A 17,273-nucleotide genomic window follows, 5' to 3' on the forward strand; every position below is an offset into this window, starting at 1 on the left:
TCGGCGCGGTGGCCGGGAGACGGAGGTCGGCGATGAGCGGACACGACGACGTGCCCAAGTGGGCGCCCCGGAGTTCGACGGAGCCGGGGGGCATCCCCTACGTCTTCCTCGGCGTCTCGGAGCCCAGCGGGCCTCCCGTCGTGCGCGCCGAGCGGCCACGGCCCGCCGGGCCTGCGCACGCGGCCGCCAGGACGGGCCGGCGGCGGCAGGCCGGGCCGCGGCGGGTCGGTGGTGTGCTGCTAGGGCCGCTGGCGGGGGCCGTCGGGCTGGTGCTGCTGACCGGGGCGGCCGCGTACGCGTTCGGTGCGGGCGGCGGGTGCTCCGAAGAGGTCACGGTCAGTGTGGCGGCCGCGCCGGACGTCGCTCCTGCGGTCGTCCGGACCGCCAGGCGGTTCAACGACGCCCGGCACAAGCTGGACGGGCGCTGCGTCAGCGCGCGGGTGCGCGCCACCGACCCGGCCGCCGTCGCGACGCTGCTGTCCGGCAAGGGCGTCGCCGGGGTCACCGAGCGGCCCGACGTCTGGATTCCCGACTCGTCGTTGTGGATCGGGCTCGCCGGTGGCGGGCCCGCCGTGCTCGGGAGCATCGCCACCACGCCGATCGTGGTGGCGATGCCGCGTGGGCTCTCCACGCAGTTGCGGAATCTGGGGGCGCCGGCGCGGCCCTCGTGGACCGAGCTGCTCGCCTCGGCCGGGACCGCTGAGGGCGCCCCGGGTGACTCGGTGATCCCGCCGCGGCTGCTGCGGCTGCAGGTTCCCGACCCCGACCGCACTGCCACGGGGATGGGCACGCTCGTGCTGGCGAACACTCTGCTGGATCGCTCCGCCGGGTTCACCGGTGTGGTGCGGACGATTCGGGAGGGCGTCGCGGTCTCGGTCAAGGCCGAGTTCGACGCGTTCGGCAGCGGCGCGACCGACCGGTACCCGGTCGCGCTCGCGCCGGAGCAGGCGGTGCGCGCCTACAACTCCCGGCGTCCCGCCGCGCCGGTGGTCGCGGTGCATCCGGCGGAAGGGACCGTCTACCTCGACCATCCCGTCGCCGTACTGGCCCCGGGCAAAGCCCGTGCGGCGCGGCTCTTGTGGCGGGAGCTGTCGGGCGAGGACGTTCGCGATGACGTTCAGCGGCTCGGGTTCCGGGCGCCGGGTGGTGCGGCGTCGCCGCAGGCGCTTCCGGCCGTGCCGGCCGCCGAGGTGCGGCGCATCATGCAGTCGTGGGCGCAGCTGTCGCTCAGCATCCGGATGCTCAGCATCATCGACGTGTCCGGGTCGATGGACGAGCCGGTCGCGCCGGGCGTGACGCGGCTGCAGTCCACCGTGCGGACCGCGCAGGGCGGGCTGTCGCTGCTGCCGGAGGACAGCGAGCTCGGCCAGTGGATCTTCTCCACCGGGCTGGAGGACGGGCGGGACTGGCGGGAGCTGGTGAGCGTGGGGCCGCTGGACGAGCGGCTCGGCTCGGCGACCCGCCGCCAGCTCGTGCTGAGCGCGTTCGCGCGGATCCGGGTGAAGCCGCACGGCGACACCGGCCTGTACGAGACGGTCATGGCCGCCTTCGACTACATGAAGCGCACCTACAAGCCCGAGTACGTGAACTCGGTGCTGCTGTGGACCGACGGCCGGAACGAGGACCCGGGCGGCCCGTCCCTGGCGGAGACCCTCGACCACATGCGCCGCGAGTACGACCCGGAGCGCCCGGTCCAGGTCAACATGCTCGGCTACGGGCGCGGCGTCGACGTCAACGAGCTGCGGCAGATCGCGCAGGTCACGCACGGCGACGCCTACGTGGCCGAGACGCCCGGGCAGATCCAGGGCATCTTCCTCAAGGCCGTCTCGCGGCGCGTCTGCGAACCGGACTGCTGACCTCGTCTGTGTTTGATTCTAGAACTACATTCGAGTTAAGTTAGCGTTCCGTTAGTTGCACCCCGGCACAGGAGAGGGGCCACGGCGTGCGCCGCACCGTATTCAACGAGGACCACGAGGCGTTCCGGGACACGATCCGGGCCTTCATCGAGGCGGAGGTCGTCCCGGTCTACGAGGACTGGGAGAACGCCGGCCACCCGCCGCGCGAGTTCTACACCAAGCTCGGCGAGCTCGGCGTCTTCGGGATCCAGGTGCCCGAGGAGTACGGCGGCGCGGGCGAGACCAGCTTCAAGTACCAGGCCGTGGTCTCCGAGGAGTGCGCCCGCGCCGGGGTGAGCTTCGGCGGCTACGGGGTGCACGTCAACCTCGTCCTTCCCTACCTGCTGAAGTACGGCAGCGAGGAGCAGAAGAAGCGCTGGCTGCCGCCGTTCGTGTCCGGCGAGATGATGACGGCCATCGCGATGACCGAGCCCGGCACCGGGTCCGACCTCGCCGGCATGCAGACCACCGCCAGGCTCGACGGCGACCACTACGTGCTGAACGGCGCCAAGACGTTCATCACCGGCGGCGTCCTCGCCGACCGGGTGCTCGTGGTCGCGCGGACGTCCCCCGCCACGCCGGAGAACCGGCGCGCGGGCCTGTCGATCCTCGCCGTCGACACCAAGAGCGAGGGTTACGCGGTCGGCCGCAAGCTGGAGAAGATCGGGCTGCGCAGCTCCGACACCGCCGAGCTGTCGTTCACCGACGTCCGGGTGCCCGTCGAGGACCTCCTCGGCGAGGAGGGCCGCGGCTTCGAGTACCTCACCCACAACCTGGCCGAGGAGCGGCTCGGCATCGCGACCAGCTCCTACGCCTCGGCCGCCGCCGCGGTCGAGTTCGCCCGCAAGTACGTGCAGGAGCGCACGGTCTTCGGCAAGACCGTGTCGTCGTTCCAGAACACCAAGTTCGTCCTCGCCGAGTGCGCCACCGAGGTCGAGGCGGCCCGCTCCCTGGTCGACCGGTGCATCGAGGCGCTGGACGCCGGCGAGCTCACCCCCGCCGACGCCGCCGTCTGCAAGCTGTTCTGCACCGAGGTGCAGGGCCGCGTCGTCGACAAGTGCCTGCAGCTGCACGGCGGCTACGGCTACATCCTGGAGTACCCGATCGCGCGCCTGTACGCCGACGCCCGCGTCACCCGCATCTACGGCGGCACCAGCGAGGTGCTGAAGACCATCATCGCCAAGGACATCCAGGTCTGACGGAGGCAGTGAAGATGACAGGCACCAGGGTCGCCATCGTCACCGGCGCGGCGCGCGGCATCGGCGCCGCCACCGCCGCGCGGCTCGCGCGGGAGGGCTTCGCCGTCGCGGTCTGCGACCTCGACGAGGCCGCGTGCGCCGGGACCGTCGAGGCGATCGCGAAGGAGGGCGGGACGGCCCTCGCCGTCGGCGTGGACGTCGCCGACTCCGCGGCGGTGTCCGCCGCCGTGGCGCGCGTCGCCGCCGAGCTGGGCCCGCCCGTCGTGCTGGTGAACAACGCCGGCATCACCCGCGACAACCTGCTGTTCAAGATGTCCGACGACGACTGGGACTCGGTCATGTCGGTGCACCTGCGCGGCTCGTTCCTGATGAGCCGCGCCGCGCAGGAGCACATGACCAAGGCCGGCTGGGGCCGGATCGTGAACCTGTCGTCGGTGTCGGCGCTCGGCAACCGCGGCCAGGTCAACTACTCGGCCGCCAAGGCGGGCCTGCAGGGGTTCACCAAGACCCTGGCGATCGAGCTGGGCAAGTTCGGCGTCACCGCCAACGCGATCGCGCCCGGGTTCATCGCCACGGAGATGACCGCGGCGACCGCCGCCCGCGTCGGCGTCGACTTCGAGGACTTCAAGGCCGCCGCCGCCAAGGAGATCCCGGTGCGCCGCGTCGGCGTCCCCGAGGACATCGCCGGGACGGTCGCGTTCCTCGTGAGCGACGACGCCTCGTTCGTGTCCGGCCAGGTGATCTACGTGGCGGGTGGTCCCCGCGCGTGAGGCGGCGGCCCGCGGCCGGGACCGGGAGGCCACGGAGGAGTCGCTGCGGGCGGCGGCGGTAGCGCTGCTGCGCCGCGGCGGCGTCCTCGCCGGGCTGAACCTGCGGCAGGTCGCCGACGAGGCGCGGGTCAACCGCGGGCTGGTCTACCAGTACTTCGGGTCGCGGCGGTCGCTGCTGCGCTCCGCACTGTTCCACCGGTCGCGGCCGAACGCCGAGGACGCGGTGGACGCGGCCGGGCTGCCGCTGCGCGAGCGCCTCGCCCGGCTGTTCTGGACGAGCCTGCGCAACCCCGAGCCGGTGCGGCTGGCGACGCTGCTGGTGCTGGACGGCGACGACCGGCCCCGCGTCCTGCTGAACCGGGGCGCGGGCCGCGCCGACCTCGCCGCCGAGGCCGGGCGGGGCGAGCTGCCCGTCGCGGACGTGGAGGCCGTGCAGGCGGCGATCGCGTCCACGATCTACGGGTACACGCTGCTGCGCGAGCACCTCGCCCGCGAGATCGGCCTGCCGGCCGAGGAGCTGGACGAGCGCATGGCCGGCTGCGTGGAGGCCATGTTCGCGCGGCGGGACGGCTAGTACGCCCGGGCCGCGGCGAGCTGCCGGGCGAGGGCCGCCGGGGCGTCCACGAGCGACGGGCCGTACCAGGTGAGGTGCCGCCCGTCGACGAGCGCGACGTCCAGGCCGGGGAACGCCTCGGGGCCGTCGTCGGCGGTGAACCGGTACGGCTCGTCGGGCAGCACGACGAGGTCGGCGCCGGCGGCGTTCAGCTCGTCCAGGGGGATCTTCGGGTAGCGGTCGGGGTGGCCGGCGTAGACGTTGGACACCCCGAGCCGGGACAGGACGTCGCCGGTGAAGGTGTCGCGGCCGACGACCATCCACGGCCGCCGCCAGATCGGCACGACGGCCGCGCGCCGCCGCCGCGGGACCACCGCCGACCAGACCCGGGACGCCTCGTCGAGCCAGCCCGGCACCGGGACCCGGCACGCCTCCGCGAGCATGCGGCGCAGCGACGCCAGCGCCTCGTCCACGGTGCGGATCTCCGTCATCCAGACCGGGACGCCGGCGGCGCGCAGCGCCGCGACGTCGGCGGGCCGGTTCTCCTCGGTGTTGCCGAGCACGACGTCGGGCCGCAGCCCGGCGATCCGGTCCAGGTCGGGGTTCTTCGTGCCGCGCACGCGCGGCACGTCCAGGCCCTCGGGGCGGGTGCACCAGTCGGTGGCGCCGGCGAGCAGGCCGGGCGCGCTCACCGCGACCGTCTCCGTCAGGGACGGGACGATCGACACGACGCGGCGCACCCGGTCCGGGACCGGGACCGGGTGGCCGGTGTCGTCGCGGAGCGTCATATGTTGCGGCGGTACTGCCCGCCGACCTCGAAGAACGCGTCGGTGATCTGCTGGAGGCTGCACACGCGCGCCGCGTCCATCAGCACGGCGAAGACGTTCTCGCCCGCGCGCGCCGCGTCCTTCAGCGCGGCGAGGGCGGTCTCGGCCTCGTCGCGGTGCGCGCCCTGGAAGGCGTGGACGCGCTCCAGCTGGGAGCGCTTCTCGTCCTCGGTGGCGCGGGCCAGCTCGATCTTCTGCGGGGTGCCGTCGCCGCCCTCGGCCGGGCGGAACGTGTTCACCCCGATGATCGGCAGGGAGCCGTCGTGCTTGCGCTGCTCGTAGAGCATCGACTCGTCCTGGATGCGGCCGCGCTGGTAGCCGGTCTCCATCGCGCCGAGGACGCCGCCGCGCTCGCTGATCCGGTCGAACTCGGCGAGCACCGCCTCCTCGACCAGGTCGGTCAGCTCGTCGATGATGAACGAGCCCTGCAGCGGGTTCTCGTTCATCGCCAGGCCCCACTCCCGGTTGATGATCATCTGGATGGCCAGCGCCCGCCGGACCGACTCGGCCGTCGGCGTGGTCACGGCCTCGTCGTAGGCGTTGGTGTGCAGGCTGTTGCAGTTGTCGTAGACGGCGATGAGGGCCTGCAGGGTCGTGCGGATGTCGTTGAAGTGCATCTCCTGCGCGTGCAGGGAGCGCCCCGACGTCTGCACGTGGTACTTCAGCTTCTGGCTGCGCTCGTTGGCGCCGTACCGGTCGCGCATGGCGACGGCCCAGATGCGGCGGGCCACGCGCCCGAGGACGTTGTACTCGGGGTCCATGCCGTTGGAGAAGAAGAACGACAGGTTGGGCGCGAAATCGTCGATGTCCATGCCGCGCGCCAGGTAGGACTCGACGTAGGTGAACCCGTTGGCGAGCGTGAACGCCAGCTGGCTGATCGGGTTCGCCCCGGCCTCGGCGATGTGGTAGCCGGAGATCGACACCGAGTAGAAGTTGCGGACGCCGTTGGCGATGAACCACTCCTGGATGTCGCCCATCATCCGCAGCGAGAACTCGGTGGAGAAGATGCAGGTGTTCTGCCCCTGGTCCTCCTTGAGGATGTCGGCCTGCACGGTGCCGCGCACGGTCGACAGCACGCGCGCGCGGATCCGCGCGGCCTCCTCCGCGGACGGCTCGCGCCCGTGCTCCTCGTAGAAGGCGTCCAGGCCCTGGTCGATGGCGGTGTTGAGGAAGAACGCCAGGATCGTCGGCGCGGGGCCGTTGATCGTCATCGACACCGACGTGGTCGGCGAGGACAGGTCGAACCCGTCGTAGAGGGCCTTCATGTCGTCCAGCGTCGCGATCGACACCCCGGACGTGCCGACCTTGCCGTACACGTCGGGGCGCTCGTCGGGGTCGCGCCCGTACAGGGTGACCGAGTCGAACGCGGTGGACAGCCGGGTCGCGGGCTGGTCCTCCGACAGCAGCTTGAAGCGGCGGTTGGTGCGGAACGGGTCGCCCTCGCCCGCGAACATGCGGGCCGGGTCCTCGTTGTCGCGCTTGAACGGGAACACCCCGGCGGTGAACGGGAACCTGCCGGGCAGGTTCTCGTTGCGCAGGAACCGCAGCAGCTCGCCGTGGTCGGTGTAGCGGGGCAGCGCGACGCGCGGGATGCGGCTGCCCGACAGCGACTCGCGGGTCAGCGCCGTGCGGAGCTCCCTGTCGCGGATCTTCACGACCTGCTCGTCGCCGGAGTAGGACTCCACGACGGCCGGCCAGCCCTCGATCAGCTCGGCGCTGCCCGGCTCGACGTCCCGGCGGGCCTTCTCCAGCAGCGCCTCGACCTCGCCCGCTTCGGTCAGCTCGGCGCGCACCTCGTCCAGCCGCTGGACGCGCCGCACCGCCGCCACCTGCCGCACCGTGCCGGCGTGGTAGTCGCGGACGGTCTCGGCGATGTCGGACAGGTACCGCACCCGGCCCGGCGGGATCACGGTCGCGGCGCCGGTGGACACCTTCGTCGCGACGTCCGGCAGGCCGCCGTCCGCCAGCTCCAGGCCGTGCTCGCCGAGGAGCCCGCCGAGGTGCCGGTACAGCGCGGTGACGCCGTCGTCGTTGAAGGTGGCGGCGCTGGTGCCGAAGACGGGCATGTCCTCGGGCTTCTGCCCGAACGCCTCCCGGTTGCGGACGAGCTGCCGCGACACGTCCCGCAGCGCGTCGGCCGCGCCGCGCCGCTCGAACTTGTTGATCGCCACCACGTCCGCGAAGTCGAGCATGTCGATCTTCTCCAGCTGGGACGCGGCGCCGAACTCCGGCGTCATCACGTACAGCGAGACGTCCACCAGCGGGACGATCGCGGCGTCGCCCTGCCCGATGCCGGGCGTCTCCAGGATCACCAGGTCGTACCCGGCGGCCTTGCAGGCGGCGACGATGTCCTCGATGTTGTCGGGCAGCTCCCGCGCGCCGCGCGTGGCCAGCGAGCGGAAGTACACGCGGTCGCCGTCCAGGGAGTTCATCCTGATCCGGTCGCCGAGCAGCGCGCCGCCGCCGCGCCGCCGGGTCGGGTCGACGGCCAGCACCGCGACGCGCAGCCGGTCGCCCTGGTCGACGCGGAACCGCCGCACCAGCTCGTCGGTGAGGGACGACTTGCCCGAGCCGCCGGTGCCGGTGATGCCGAGCACGGGGACCCGCCGGGCGGCCGCCGCCTCTGCGAGCCGCGCGCGGTCGTCGTCGGGGAGCTTGCCGGCCTGCAGGCAGGTGATGGCGCGCGCCAGGGCGCGCCGCTCCCCCGCGAGCACGTCCGCCGCCGGGACCGGCTCGGCCGCGAGGTCGGTGTCGCAGTCGCGCACCAGCTCGTTGATCATGCCGGGCAGGCCGAGCCGCTGCCCGTCCTCCGGCGAGAAGATCCGCACGCCCGCCCCGGACAGCCGCGCGATCTCGTCGTGGACGATCACGCCGCCGCCCCCGCCGAACACCTTCACGTGCTCGGCGCCGGCCTCCTTCAGGCTCCGCGACAGGTACTCGAAGTACTCGACGTGGCCGCCCTGGTAGGAGCTGACCGCCACGCCCTGCGCGTCCTCCTCCAGCACGGCGTCGACGACCTCGCGGACCGAGCGGTCGTGGCCCAGGTGCACGACCTCGGCGCCCTGCGACTGCAGGATGCGCCGCATGATGTTGATGGCCGCGTCATGGCCGTCGAACAGCGCCGCCGCGGTCACGAACCGCACCGGGTGCACCGGCGCGTGCAGCTCCCCCGTCACCGACCCCACCACCAAACTTTGGACATCCAATATTTGGAAGTTAAAATAGTTTCCGTGCGCGAACACGTCAAGACGGCATACGGTGTTGCGGTGCCCGACACCCCCGACCCCATCGCCGAGGCCCACCGCCAGTGGAGCGCCCGCTGGCCCGAGCACGCCGACCACATGGCGGCCGTGACCTCCGTGATGCGCGCCCAGCAGCTGCTGCTGAGCCGCATCGAGGCCGTCCTCAAGCCCTACGGGCTGACGTTCGCCGCCTACGAGGCCCTGCGCCTCCTCGCCTTCGCCCGCACCGGGACCCTTCCCATGGGGAAGATGGGCACACGCCTCATGGTGCACCCCGCCTCGGTCACCAACGTGATCGGGCGCCTGGAGCGGCGCGGCCTCGTCGGCCGCGGCCCCTCCCCCGGCGACCGCCGCGTCGTCCTCGCCACCATCACCCCCGCCGGCCGCGACCTCGCCGAGGAGGCCACCGCCGCCCTCAACGAGTCCGGCTTCGGCATCGCCGACCTGCCCGCCGGGCAGGCCACCGAGATCACCGCCGCGCTGCGGCCCGTCCGCGTCTGCGCCGGCGACCTCCCCTCGGGCGACCTCCCCCCGGGCGACCTCCCCTCGGGCGATCCCGGCGACGGCGCGCCGGAGTGACGTCCCGCGGGGTCAGTGGTCGCGGACCCAGGCGTCGATGAGGTAGGCCGCGCGGGGGCGCGAGTCCGGCAGGTAGTGGGTGTCCTTGATGTGGTCCAGGGTCTTGTCGGACGCCGCGAGGGCGTCGAAGATCGCGCGGGCGTCGCTGTCGTAGACGCACTCGTCGGCGGTGGCGTGGATCACCAGCGACGGGACGCTCACGCGCGCGAGGTGCGGCGCGGCGGTGCACTGCGAGGTGCGCAGGCTCCACATCGACAGCCAGGTGCGCAGCGTGCACGTGGAGCCGATGCCGAACACCCCGTAGTTGGCCCTGGCCGGCTCGCCGAGGTAGCAGCGGTTGGGCTCCCGGTCGGACGGCTCGATGGCCGGGTCGATCATCCGCAGGTCAGCCCAGGTGCGGTGCACGTTGAACAGGGCGTCGCGGGCCCGAGTGCCCTTCAGGGCGTCCAGCCGGGCGAGCACCCAGTCGGTGATGCGCTCGTTGCGGGCGCGCTGGGCGGCGCGATAGCGGGCCTGGAACTCGGCGCTGTAGGGCGGGCCGTTCTCGGGGTTGAACGGGTCGAGGGACGGGTCGGCGGACAGGGCGTCGGTCTCGTCGGTGACCGACGGGTCCATCCAGGCGGTGAGGACCTCGGGGCGGCCGGAGTGCGCGGCCAGGGCGATGAACAGGTCCCCGGCGGGCAGGTCCTCGATCGCGGCGACCGGGCGCATCCCGGCGACCGGCGCGACGTTCGGCTCGACCGCCTGCGACTGGTAGGCGGCCATCAGGGAGCCGCCGCCGGAGTTGCCGAGCAGCACGACCCGCTCCGCGCCGGCCCGCTCGCGCAGCCACCGCACGCCCTCGCCGATCTCGGCCAGCGCGTGGTCGAGCAGGAAGAACGCCTCGTTGCCGCGGAAGCGGGTGTTCCAGCCGAGGAAGCCGTAGCCGCGCGCGGCGAGGTGCTCGGCCAGGTAGTGCTCGGAGAAGTCGACGTTGTAGTGCGCCGCGATGAACGCCGTCCTCGGCGGGGCCCCGGCGGGCCGGTGGTAGACGCCCTGGCACGGATGGCCGCCCGCGCCCGCCCGGCCGGCCAGGGGCGACGGCAGCCCCACGAACTCCCTGACGATCTCGCCCATCCGGGGACCCCTCCGCGCTACCGAACCGGGTTCTGATCGTAGGGGGCGGGATCCGGCGGCGGCACCCGTTTCCGGGTGCGGGGAGAACGATCCCTTATGCTGCGGCTCACATCCGTTGTGTCGCGAGGAGGCATGATGGCGGATTCGCCGACAATGACGTACGGCGGCTACCTGCGGCTCGACGATCTTCTCTCCTGCCAGGAGCCGAAGACCCGGGCGCACGACGAGCTGCTGTTCGTGATCATCCACCAGGTCTACGAACTGTGGTTCAAGCAGATCCTGCACGAGGCCGCGCTGCTGCAGCGCCGGCTGGAGGAGGGCAACAGCGCCGGGTCGCTGCACACCGCGCGGCGCATCGCCAAGATCCTCAAGACGGTGGTCGGGCAGCTGGACGTCCTGGAGACGATGACCCCGCGCCAGTTCGCCGCCTTCCGCGACGTGCTCGGCAGCTCCAGCGGGTTCCAGAGCGAGCAGTTCCGCGAGATCGAGGCCGTCCTCGGGCGGCGCGCGTTCCCCGCGTCGGTGCTGCGCGAGGACGAGCGGCTGCGCGCCGCGGTGACCCGCCCGTCGCTGTTCGACTCGCTGCTGCGCTACCTGGACGGCCACGGCTTCCCCGTCCCGCGCGCGGCCCTCGACCGCGACACCTCCGCCACCTGGGAGCCGGACCCCGGCGTCCAGAAGGCCCTCCTCGCCGCCTACGCCGACGAGTCCGGCGCCGCCGCCGAGGTCTGCGAGGCGCTCGTCGACGTCGACGAGGGCGTCCAGGAGTGGCGGTACCGGCACCTGAAGATGGTCGAGCGGACGATCGGCGCCAAGCTCGGCACCGGCGGGTCGGCGGGCGCCGACTACCTGCGCCGCACGCTGTTCGCGCCCGCCTTCCCCGACCTGTGGGAGGTCCGCTCGCAGACCGAGGAGGCGCCCGTCCATGGCGGGTGAGGCGGAGCGGGTCGCGATCGTCGGGGCGGGCCTCGCGGGGTCGCTGCTCGCGGTGCTGCTGGGCCGCCGCGGCATCCCCGTCACGGTGTACGAGCGGCGCCCCGACCCGCGCGTCGCGGGCGCCGAGCGGGGCCGCTCGATCAACCTGGCGGTCTCCGCCCGCGGCCTCGCCGCGCTGGAGCAGGTCGGGCTGCGCGACCAGTCCCTCAAGCAGGCGCTGCCCATGCACGGGCGGATGGTGCACCCGCTGCCGGGCGCGCAGAACTTCCAGCCCTACAGCGCCGACGGCGAGCGCGCCATCAACTCCATCAGCCGCGCCGAGCTGAACCGGTCGCTGCTGGAGGCCGCCGAGGCCACTCCCGGGGTCGCGCTCCGGTTCTCCCAGCGCGTCACCGGCGTGGACGTCGACGCCGGGGCGCTGCTGTTCGAGGACGCCGACCCCGAGCCCGCCAGTGTCGTGCTGGCCGGTGACGGGGCCTACAGCGCCGTCCGCCGGTCGCTGGGGTTCGACCACGAGGCCGACTTCCTGGAGCACGGGTACAAGGAGCTGACCGTCCCGCCGCGGGACGGCGAGTTCGCGCTCGACCCGGACGCGCTGCACATCTGGCCGCGCGGCACCTCGATGATGATCGCGCTGCCGAACCTGGACCGGTCGTTCACCTGCACGCTGTTCTGGCCGAAGGGCGACTTCGAGGCGCTGGCCGCCCCGGCGGACGTCACCGCCTACTTCGCGGAGCACTATCCGGACGTCGCCGGGCTGATGCCCGACCTGACCGACGACTACGCGCACAACCCGGTCGGGTCGCTCGTGACCGTCCGGTGCTGGCCGTGGACCCGGTACGGCGACGGCGCCGTCGTCGGGCTGCTCGGCGACGCCGCCCACGCGATCGTCCCGTTCTTCGGGCAGGGCGCCAACTGCGCGTTCGAGGACTGCATCGAGATCGACCGGTGCCTCACCGAGGCCGGCGGCGACTGGCGGCGCGCGCTGTCGCTCTACCAGGAGCGGCGCAAGGCCAACACCGACGCGATCGCCGAGATGGCCCTGGACAACTTCATCGAGATGCGCGACCGGGTGTCGTCCCCGGTGTACCGGGCGAAGCAGGCCGCGACGCACGCGCTGGAGCGGCGCCTGGCGGGGCGCTACGTCTCCCGCTACGAACTGGTGTCGTTCTCGACGATGCCGTACGCCGACATCCCAGCCCGCATCAGGCGCCAGAACCTGGCGCTGGGCGCGGCCGTCGCGGGCGGCGCCGCGGGGCTCGGGCTGGCGCTGCGCGCGGCCCGGCGCGCCCGGCGGCGGCCGGCCGGCTAGCGGGCGAGGCGGCGCCGGCGGCGGCCGGCGGCCAGGTCGGCGACGGCCGCCGCCAGCGCCGCCGCCACGAACCCCAGCACGACGACCAGCCCGTGCCGGAACGCCGTCGCCCAGTCCCCGTGCGTGCTCGCCAGCGCGGCGAAGAACACCGCGCCGACGGCGGCGATGCCCATCGCGGTGCCGACCCGCTGGCCGGTCTGCAGGACGCCCGCCGCGCTGCCGCCCTCGGTGTAGTGGACCTCCGACAGCGTCAGCGTCTGGTTGGGGGCGATGACCAGGCCGGTGCCGATCCCGGCGACCAGCAGCGGCCCCGCCGTGGCCCAGGCCACGCCCGGGCCCGGCCGCAGCTCGACGGCCAGCCACGCGGCGCCGAGGCCGATCAGCACCACGACCAGCCCGGCCGCGACGAGCGGCCGCCCGTAGCGGGTCACGACCCGGCCGCCGACCGCCGAGGCGAGCCCGGACCCGACCGCGAACGGCGTGATCGCGACGCCCGCGCCGAGCGCGCTGTAGCCGAGGCCGTTCTGCAGGTAGAGGGTGAAGATGAAGAAGACCGCGGTGAACCCGGCGAAGTACAGCAGCGCGATCGCCGTGCCGAGCGCGTAGGAGCGCAGCCGGAACAGCTCCAGGTCGACCATCGGGGTCCGCGCGCGGCGCTCCCACCAGGCGAACACGGCGATCAGCGCGGCGCCGGCGAGGACGAGCAGCCACTTCAGGCCGCCGTGCCACTGCCGCTCCTGCACGAACGGCAGCAGCACGCTCACGACGCCCGCGCCGAGCAGGAGGACGCCGAGCGGGTCGAGGCCCTGCCGCTCGCCGTAGATGGGGGCGGGAAGCAGCCGCCATGCCAGGAACAGCGCGGCCACCCCGACGGGGATGTTGACGTAGAACACCCACCGCCAGCCCTCCGCGTCGCCGCCGAGGGCGATCAGGGCGCCGCCGAGCAGCGGCCCCACGGCCGTCGCGACCCCGATGACGGCGCCGAGCGCGCCGAACGCCCGGCCCCGCTCCGCGCCCTGGAACAGCTGCTGGATGAGGCCCGCCACCTGCGGGTTGAGGATGCCGCCCGCGACGCCCTGCACGAGCCGGGCGAGGACGAGCAGCAGGATCGTCGGCGCCAGCCCCGCGCCCGCGCTCGCCAGCGTGAACAGCGCGAGGCCCGCCATGAACACCGCGCGGCGGCTGCGGGCGTCGCCGAGCCGCCCCGCCGGGACCAGGACGAGCCCGAACGTCAGCGCGTACCCCGACAGGATCCACTGCAGCTGCGCGTCGGAGGCGTCCAGCCCCGACCGGATCGACGGCAGCGCCACGTTGACGATGCTGACGTCCAGCAGCGTCATGAACGCCGCGACCAGGCACACCGACAGCGCCCGCCACCGGCGGCGGCCGTCCCCGCCCGGTGCCGGGTCGTCCGCGGGCTGTGTCCGCACTGCGGGCTCCTATCCGGAGATCACCGGGTGAAACACGGGGCGGGGGCGGCCCCGCCGCGCGGCTGTGCCACAGTGGCCGGATGACCGACCTGGCCCCGGGGACCGGCCCCGACGAACTGCTGTGCTCCGCCAAGGGCTGCCGCGCCGCCGCCGTGTGGGCGCTCCGCTGGAACAACCCGAAGATCCACACGCCGGACCGGCGGAAGATCTGGCTGGCCTGCGACGAGCACCGCGAGAGCCTGTCGGCGTTCCTGTCCCGGCGCGACTTCCTCAAGGACGTCGTGCCGGTCGCCGACCGCGACGCGCCGCCGGCGGGCTAGGCGCGCGGGCTAGATGTCAGCGGGCTAGGCGTCGTCGAGGACGGGCTCCCCCGCCGGGCCGGGCACCTCCGGCTCCGGCGCGCGCTCCCGCCAGGCCTCGGCCATCTCGGTGAGCCGGGCGGCGGCGTCCCGGGCGGGCGCGCCGCGCCCGACCGCGAGGCCCAGCAGGTACGCCGTCAGCGGCGCGCCGGGCCGCGCGACGCCGTGCGCGACGTCGCGGGCGAGGTCCAGGATCAGGCTCTGGTCGATGTCGCCGCGCTCCAGCCCCAGTTCGAGGCACGTCGCGTTGATCCAGTCCTCCAGCACCGACATGGCTCCCCCTTCACGCATGGTTGCGGACGACACCTCCCCACTCTCGCACGATCAAAGCAGCCGCTCGGCGGCGGCCAGCTCCTCCGGGGTGTCGCAGTCGTACCAGGCGGGGCGCGCACCCGCCGGCAGCGCCACCGTCGCGGGGCCCAGCGGGCCGAGGACGCCGCGCAGGGACGCGCCCTCGTAGCCCTCCAGAGCGGTGCGCAGCGGGCCGGCCTGCCAGCAGCCGGCGAGCCACTGCTCGCGGCCCTCCCCGTCCAGCAGCACCGCGCCGGGCCGCTCCGCCGTCGCCGCCAGCAGCCGCGCGACGTGGGCGGGGCGCAGGAACGGCAGGTCGGCCGCCAGCAGCGCCAGCCGCGGCGCGCGGACCTCGGCGAGGCCGGCGCGCAGCGCGGGCACCGGGCCGGCGCCGGGCGGGTCCTCGCGGACGACCACCGCGCCCGGCAGGACGTCCCGCCGCGGCCCCACCACGATCAGCCGGGACGCGCCCGCCGCCGCGGCCGCCGTCCATTCGACGAGCGCGCGGCCGCCGACCCGCGCGGCGGGCTTGTCGGCGCCGAACCGGCGGGCCCGGCCCCCGGCGAGCAGGACCGCGTCGAACTCCACTCAGCCGCCGATCGCCGACATGGGGCGGGCCGGCTGCAGGAACGACGGGTCGTCGATGCCGTGCCCGGCGCGCTTGGCCCAGACCGCCTTGCGCCACCGGTCGGCCAGCTCGGTGTCGGTGGCGCCGCCGCGCATAGCGTCGCGCAGGTTGGACTCCTCGGTGGCGAACAGGCAGTTGCGGACCTGCCCGTCGGCGGTGAGCCGCACCCGGTCGCAGGCGCCGCAGAACGGCCGGGTCACCGAGCCGATCACGCCGACCGTGGCCGGGCCGCCGCCGACCAGGAACGACTCGGCGGGGGCGCTGCCCCGGTCGTGCGCCGCGTCGGGGGCCAGGTCGAACGCGGCCGACAGCCGGTCCAGGATCTCGTCCGCGGTGATCATGTTCTCGCGCGTCCAGCCGTGCTGGGCGTCCAGCGGCATCTGCTCGATGAACCGCAGCCGGTAGCCGTGCTCCAGGCAGAACCGCAGCAGCGGCACCGCCTCGTGGTCGTTGATCCCGCGCATCAGCACCGCGTTGATCTTCACCGGCTCCAGGCCGGCGGCGCGCGCGGCGGCGAGGCCCTTCAGGACGTCGCCGAGCCGGTCGCGGTGCGCGAGCCGCTTGAACGTGGCGGGGTCGAGGGTGTCGAGGGAGACGTTCACCCGGTCCAGGCCCGCCTCGGCCAGCGGCGCCGCCAGCCGGTCGAGGCCGATGCCGTTGGTGGTGAGGGAGATCTGCGGGCGCGGCTCCAGCTCCGCCGTCCGCGCGACGATGCCGGGCAGGCCGCGCCGCAGCAGCGGCTCGCCGCCGGTGTAGCGGACCTCGGTGACGCCGAGGTCGCGGACGGCGAGGCCGACCAGCCGGGCCACCTCGTCGTCGGTGAGCAGCTCCGGCTTGGGCAGCCAGTCCAGCCCCTCCGGCGGCATGCAGTAGGAGCACCTCAGGTTGCAGCGGTCGGTGAGCGAGACCCGCAGGTCCGTCGCGGTACGGCCGAAGGTGTCGACCAGCACGGGCGCCCCTTCCTGCTGGCCGGCGGCCGGGTTCGCGGCCCGCCGGAGGTTGCGGTCGGTCCCACCAGCCTATTGCGGCATTTGACGATCCGGCGCATCGCGTTGGACCGTGACGTTCTGCCGAGCAACAGGGAGGCCGGAGTGACGACGGTACGCGAGTGGGAGTTCGCGGGTACGCGGGGAGCGGTCACCGCCCGGATCTGGGCGGACGGCGAGCCGCGCTACGTCGCCGTGCTCGTGCACGGCTACGGCGAGCACCTCGGCCGCTACGACCACGTCGCGGACGTCCTCGTCCGGCACGGCGCGGTCGTGTGCGGGCCGGACCACATGGGCCACGGCCGGTCCGCCGGCGACCGCGTGCTGATCGAGGACTACGAGGACGTCGTCGCCGACCTGCACACGGTGGTGGAGTCGGCGCGCGGCGACCACCCCGGCCTGCCCGTCATCATGATCGGGCACTCGATGGGCGGGCTGATCGCGGCCCGGTACGCGCAGCTGCACGGCGCCGGGCTCGCCGCGCTGGTGCTGTCGGGGCCGGTGCTCGGCCGCTGGCACGCCGTGGACGAGCTGCTCCCCCTGGCGGAGATGCCGGACGCGCCCATCGACACCGCCACGCTGTCGCGCGACCCCGCCGTCGGCGAGGCGTACACCGCGGACCCGCTGGTCTGGCACGGCCCCTTCAAGAAGGCCACCATCGAGGCCCTGGACGCGGCGCTGCGCCGCGTCAACGAGCACGGCTCGCTCGGCGCGCTGCCGGTGCTGTACGTGCACGGCGACGCCGACGAGCTCGTCCGGCCGGCCGACACCCGCACCGGCATCGAGGCGATCCGCGGCGAGGGCCTCACCGAGCGGCTCTACCCGGGCGCCCGCCACGAGGTGTTCAACGAGACCAACCGCGACGAGGTCCTCGCCGACGTCACCGCCTTCATCGACCGCGCCCTCGGGTCCGTCAGGGCCTGAGGTCGAAGAACGCCCTCACGCGGCGCCGGTGGTAGTCGTGACCGTCGGCGCCGTGCACGGCGCCCCGGCGCGCGGGGTTGCGGTGGTGGAACTCGGCCGGCCAGCGGTCCAGTCCCGGATCGGCGAGTGCGACGACCGTGGCGCCGTCGCGGGCGCGCAGGGGCGCCACCGCTTCCGGCATGGTGGCGGCGTGGAGGGCGATGGAGTGGCACCATTCGGCCTCGGC

General features: G+C 73.9%; 17 protein-coding genes. 9 read left to right on the plus strand and 8 right to left on the minus strand.

Going from position 1 to position 17,273, the window contains the following annotated elements; translation table 11 throughout:
* Positions 1 to 32: 32 nt before the first annotated feature.
* The 4 genes from ACGFI1_RS32505 to ACGFI1_RS32520 all read left to right on the plus strand — a co-directional run bounded on the left by ACGFI1_RS32505 (position 33) and on the right by ACGFI1_RS32520 (position 4,438).
* Positions 33 to 1,856, plus strand: a complete 1,824-nt coding sequence (locus ACGFI1_RS32505; protein ID WP_392790942.1) for a substrate-binding domain-containing protein — start codon at positions 33 to 35, stop codon at positions 1,854 to 1,856.
* A gap of 86 nt (positions 1,857 to 1,942) precedes the next feature.
* Complete coding sequence (locus ACGFI1_RS32510) at positions 1,943 to 3,094, plus strand: acyl-CoA dehydrogenase family protein (RefSeq protein WP_138637764.1); 1,152 nt, start codon at positions 1,943 to 1,945, stop codon at positions 3,092 to 3,094.
* Positions 3,095 to 3,108: 14 nt separating this feature from the next.
* Positions 3,109 to 3,864 carry a 3-oxoacyl-ACP reductase FabG gene (gene fabG, locus ACGFI1_RS32515; RefSeq protein WP_386865480.1) on the plus strand — a complete coding sequence of 252 codons (756 nt, stop codon included), beginning with the start codon at positions 3,109 to 3,111 and terminating at the stop codon, positions 3,862 to 3,864.
* Positions 3,848 to 4,438: a TetR/AcrR family transcriptional regulator gene (locus tag ACGFI1_RS32520; protein WP_138637766.1), complete on the plus strand. Its 591-nt coding sequence runs from the start codon at positions 3,848 to 3,850 to the stop codon at positions 4,436 to 4,438. Before fabG ends, ACGFI1_RS32520 begins: the two co-directional genes overlap by 17 nt.
* On the opposite strand, the gene ACGFI1_RS32525 is transcribed toward ACGFI1_RS32520, so the two are convergent.
* Positions 4,435 to 5,205 carry a helical backbone metal receptor gene (locus ACGFI1_RS32525; RefSeq protein WP_392735031.1) on the minus strand — a complete coding sequence of 257 codons (771 nt, stop codon included), beginning with the start codon at positions 5,203 to 5,205 and terminating at the stop codon, positions 4,435 to 4,437. The genes ACGFI1_RS32520 and ACGFI1_RS32525 overlap by 4 nt on opposite strands.
* Positions 5,202 to 8,429 (minus strand): fused isobutyryl-CoA mutase/GTPase IcmF, encoded by a 3,228-nt coding sequence (gene icmF, locus ACGFI1_RS32530; protein WP_392790945.1) that lies wholly within the window; start codon positions 8,427 to 8,429, stop codon positions 5,202 to 5,204. Before icmF ends, ACGFI1_RS32525 begins: the two co-directional genes overlap by 4 nt.
* A 45-nt stretch (positions 8,430 to 8,474) precedes the next feature.
* On the opposite strand from icmF, the gene ACGFI1_RS32535 reads away from it, so the two are divergent.
* Positions 8,475 to 9,065, plus strand: coding sequence for a MarR family transcriptional regulator (locus ACGFI1_RS32535; protein WP_392790948.1), 591 nt, complete (start codon positions 8,475 to 8,477; stop codon positions 9,063 to 9,065).
* 12 nt (positions 9,066 to 9,077) lie between these two features.
* Here ACGFI1_RS32535 and ACGFI1_RS32540 read toward each other — a convergent pair whose 3' ends face one another.
* A complete protein-coding gene (locus tag ACGFI1_RS32540) occupies positions 9,078 to 10,181 on the minus strand; it encodes an alpha/beta hydrolase (protein ID WP_392735036.1) in 1,104 nt (367 codons plus the stop codon).
* Between the two features lie 132 nt (positions 10,182 to 10,313).
* On the opposite strand from ACGFI1_RS32540, the gene ACGFI1_RS32545 reads away from it, so the two are divergent.
* Positions 10,314 to 11,117 (plus strand): tryptophan 2,3-dioxygenase, encoded by an 804-nt coding sequence (locus tag ACGFI1_RS32545; RefSeq protein WP_240807836.1) that lies wholly within the window; start codon positions 10,314 to 10,316, stop codon positions 11,115 to 11,117.
* Positions 11,107 to 12,429: an FAD-dependent oxidoreductase gene (locus ACGFI1_RS32550; protein WP_392735040.1), complete on the plus strand. Its 1,323-nt coding sequence runs from the start codon at positions 11,107 to 11,109 to the stop codon at positions 12,427 to 12,429. Before ACGFI1_RS32545 ends, ACGFI1_RS32550 begins: the two co-directional genes overlap by 11 nt.
* Here ACGFI1_RS32550 and ACGFI1_RS32555 read toward each other — a convergent pair.
* Entirely contained in the window at positions 12,426 to 13,859 is a 1,434-nt protein-coding gene (locus ACGFI1_RS32555) for a DHA2 family efflux MFS transporter permease subunit (protein ID WP_386865468.1), read from the minus strand. The two genes, ACGFI1_RS32550 and ACGFI1_RS32555, sit on opposite strands and share 4 nt — an antisense overlap.
* A gap of 80 nt (positions 13,860 to 13,939) precedes the next feature.
* Between ACGFI1_RS32555 and ACGFI1_RS32560 the strand changes: the two genes are divergently transcribed.
* Positions 13,940 to 14,179 (plus strand): hypothetical protein, encoded by a 240-nt coding sequence (locus ACGFI1_RS32560; protein WP_138637773.1) that lies wholly within the window; start codon positions 13,940 to 13,942, stop codon positions 14,177 to 14,179.
* Positions 14,180 to 14,203: 24 nt separating this feature from the next.
* Here the strand turns inward: ACGFI1_RS32560 and ACGFI1_RS32565 are convergent, their stop codons facing one another.
* The 3 genes from ACGFI1_RS32565 to moaA are packed head-to-tail and all read right to left on the minus strand — an operon-like array spanning position 14,204 to position 16,087.
* Entirely contained in the window at positions 14,204 to 14,509 is a 306-nt protein-coding gene (locus tag ACGFI1_RS32565) for a DUF6457 domain-containing protein (RefSeq protein WP_240807838.1), read from the minus strand.
* Positions 14,510 to 14,542: 33 nt separating this feature from the next.
* Entirely contained in the window at positions 14,543 to 15,097 is a 555-nt protein-coding gene (gene mobA / locus ACGFI1_RS32570) for a molybdenum cofactor guanylyltransferase (RefSeq protein WP_392790952.1), read from the minus strand.
* Positions 15,098 to 16,087, minus strand: a complete 990-nt coding sequence (gene moaA, locus ACGFI1_RS32575) for a GTP 3',8-cyclase MoaA (RefSeq protein WP_386865460.1) — start codon at positions 16,085 to 16,087, stop codon at positions 15,098 to 15,100.
* Positions 16,088 to 16,228: 141 nt separating this feature from the next.
* Here moaA and ACGFI1_RS32580 point away from each other — a divergent pair, with 141 nt between their 5' ends.
* A complete protein-coding gene (locus tag ACGFI1_RS32580; protein ID WP_392790955.1) occupies positions 16,229 to 17,047 on the plus strand; it encodes an alpha/beta hydrolase in 819 nt (272 codons plus the stop codon).
* On the opposite strand, the gene ACGFI1_RS32585 is transcribed toward ACGFI1_RS32580, so the two are convergent.
* Complete coding sequence (locus tag ACGFI1_RS32585) at positions 17,037 to 17,228, minus strand: hypothetical protein (protein WP_392790957.1); 192 nt, start codon at positions 17,226 to 17,228, stop codon at positions 17,037 to 17,039. The genes ACGFI1_RS32580 and ACGFI1_RS32585 overlap by 11 nt on opposite strands.
* Positions 17,229 to 17,273: the final 45 nt, after the last annotated feature.

The organism is Actinomadura geliboluensis (assembly GCF_043197915.1).
GTDB classification, from domain to species: domain Bacteria; phylum Actinomycetota; class Actinomycetes; order Streptosporangiales; family Streptosporangiaceae; genus Spirillospora; species Spirillospora geliboluensis.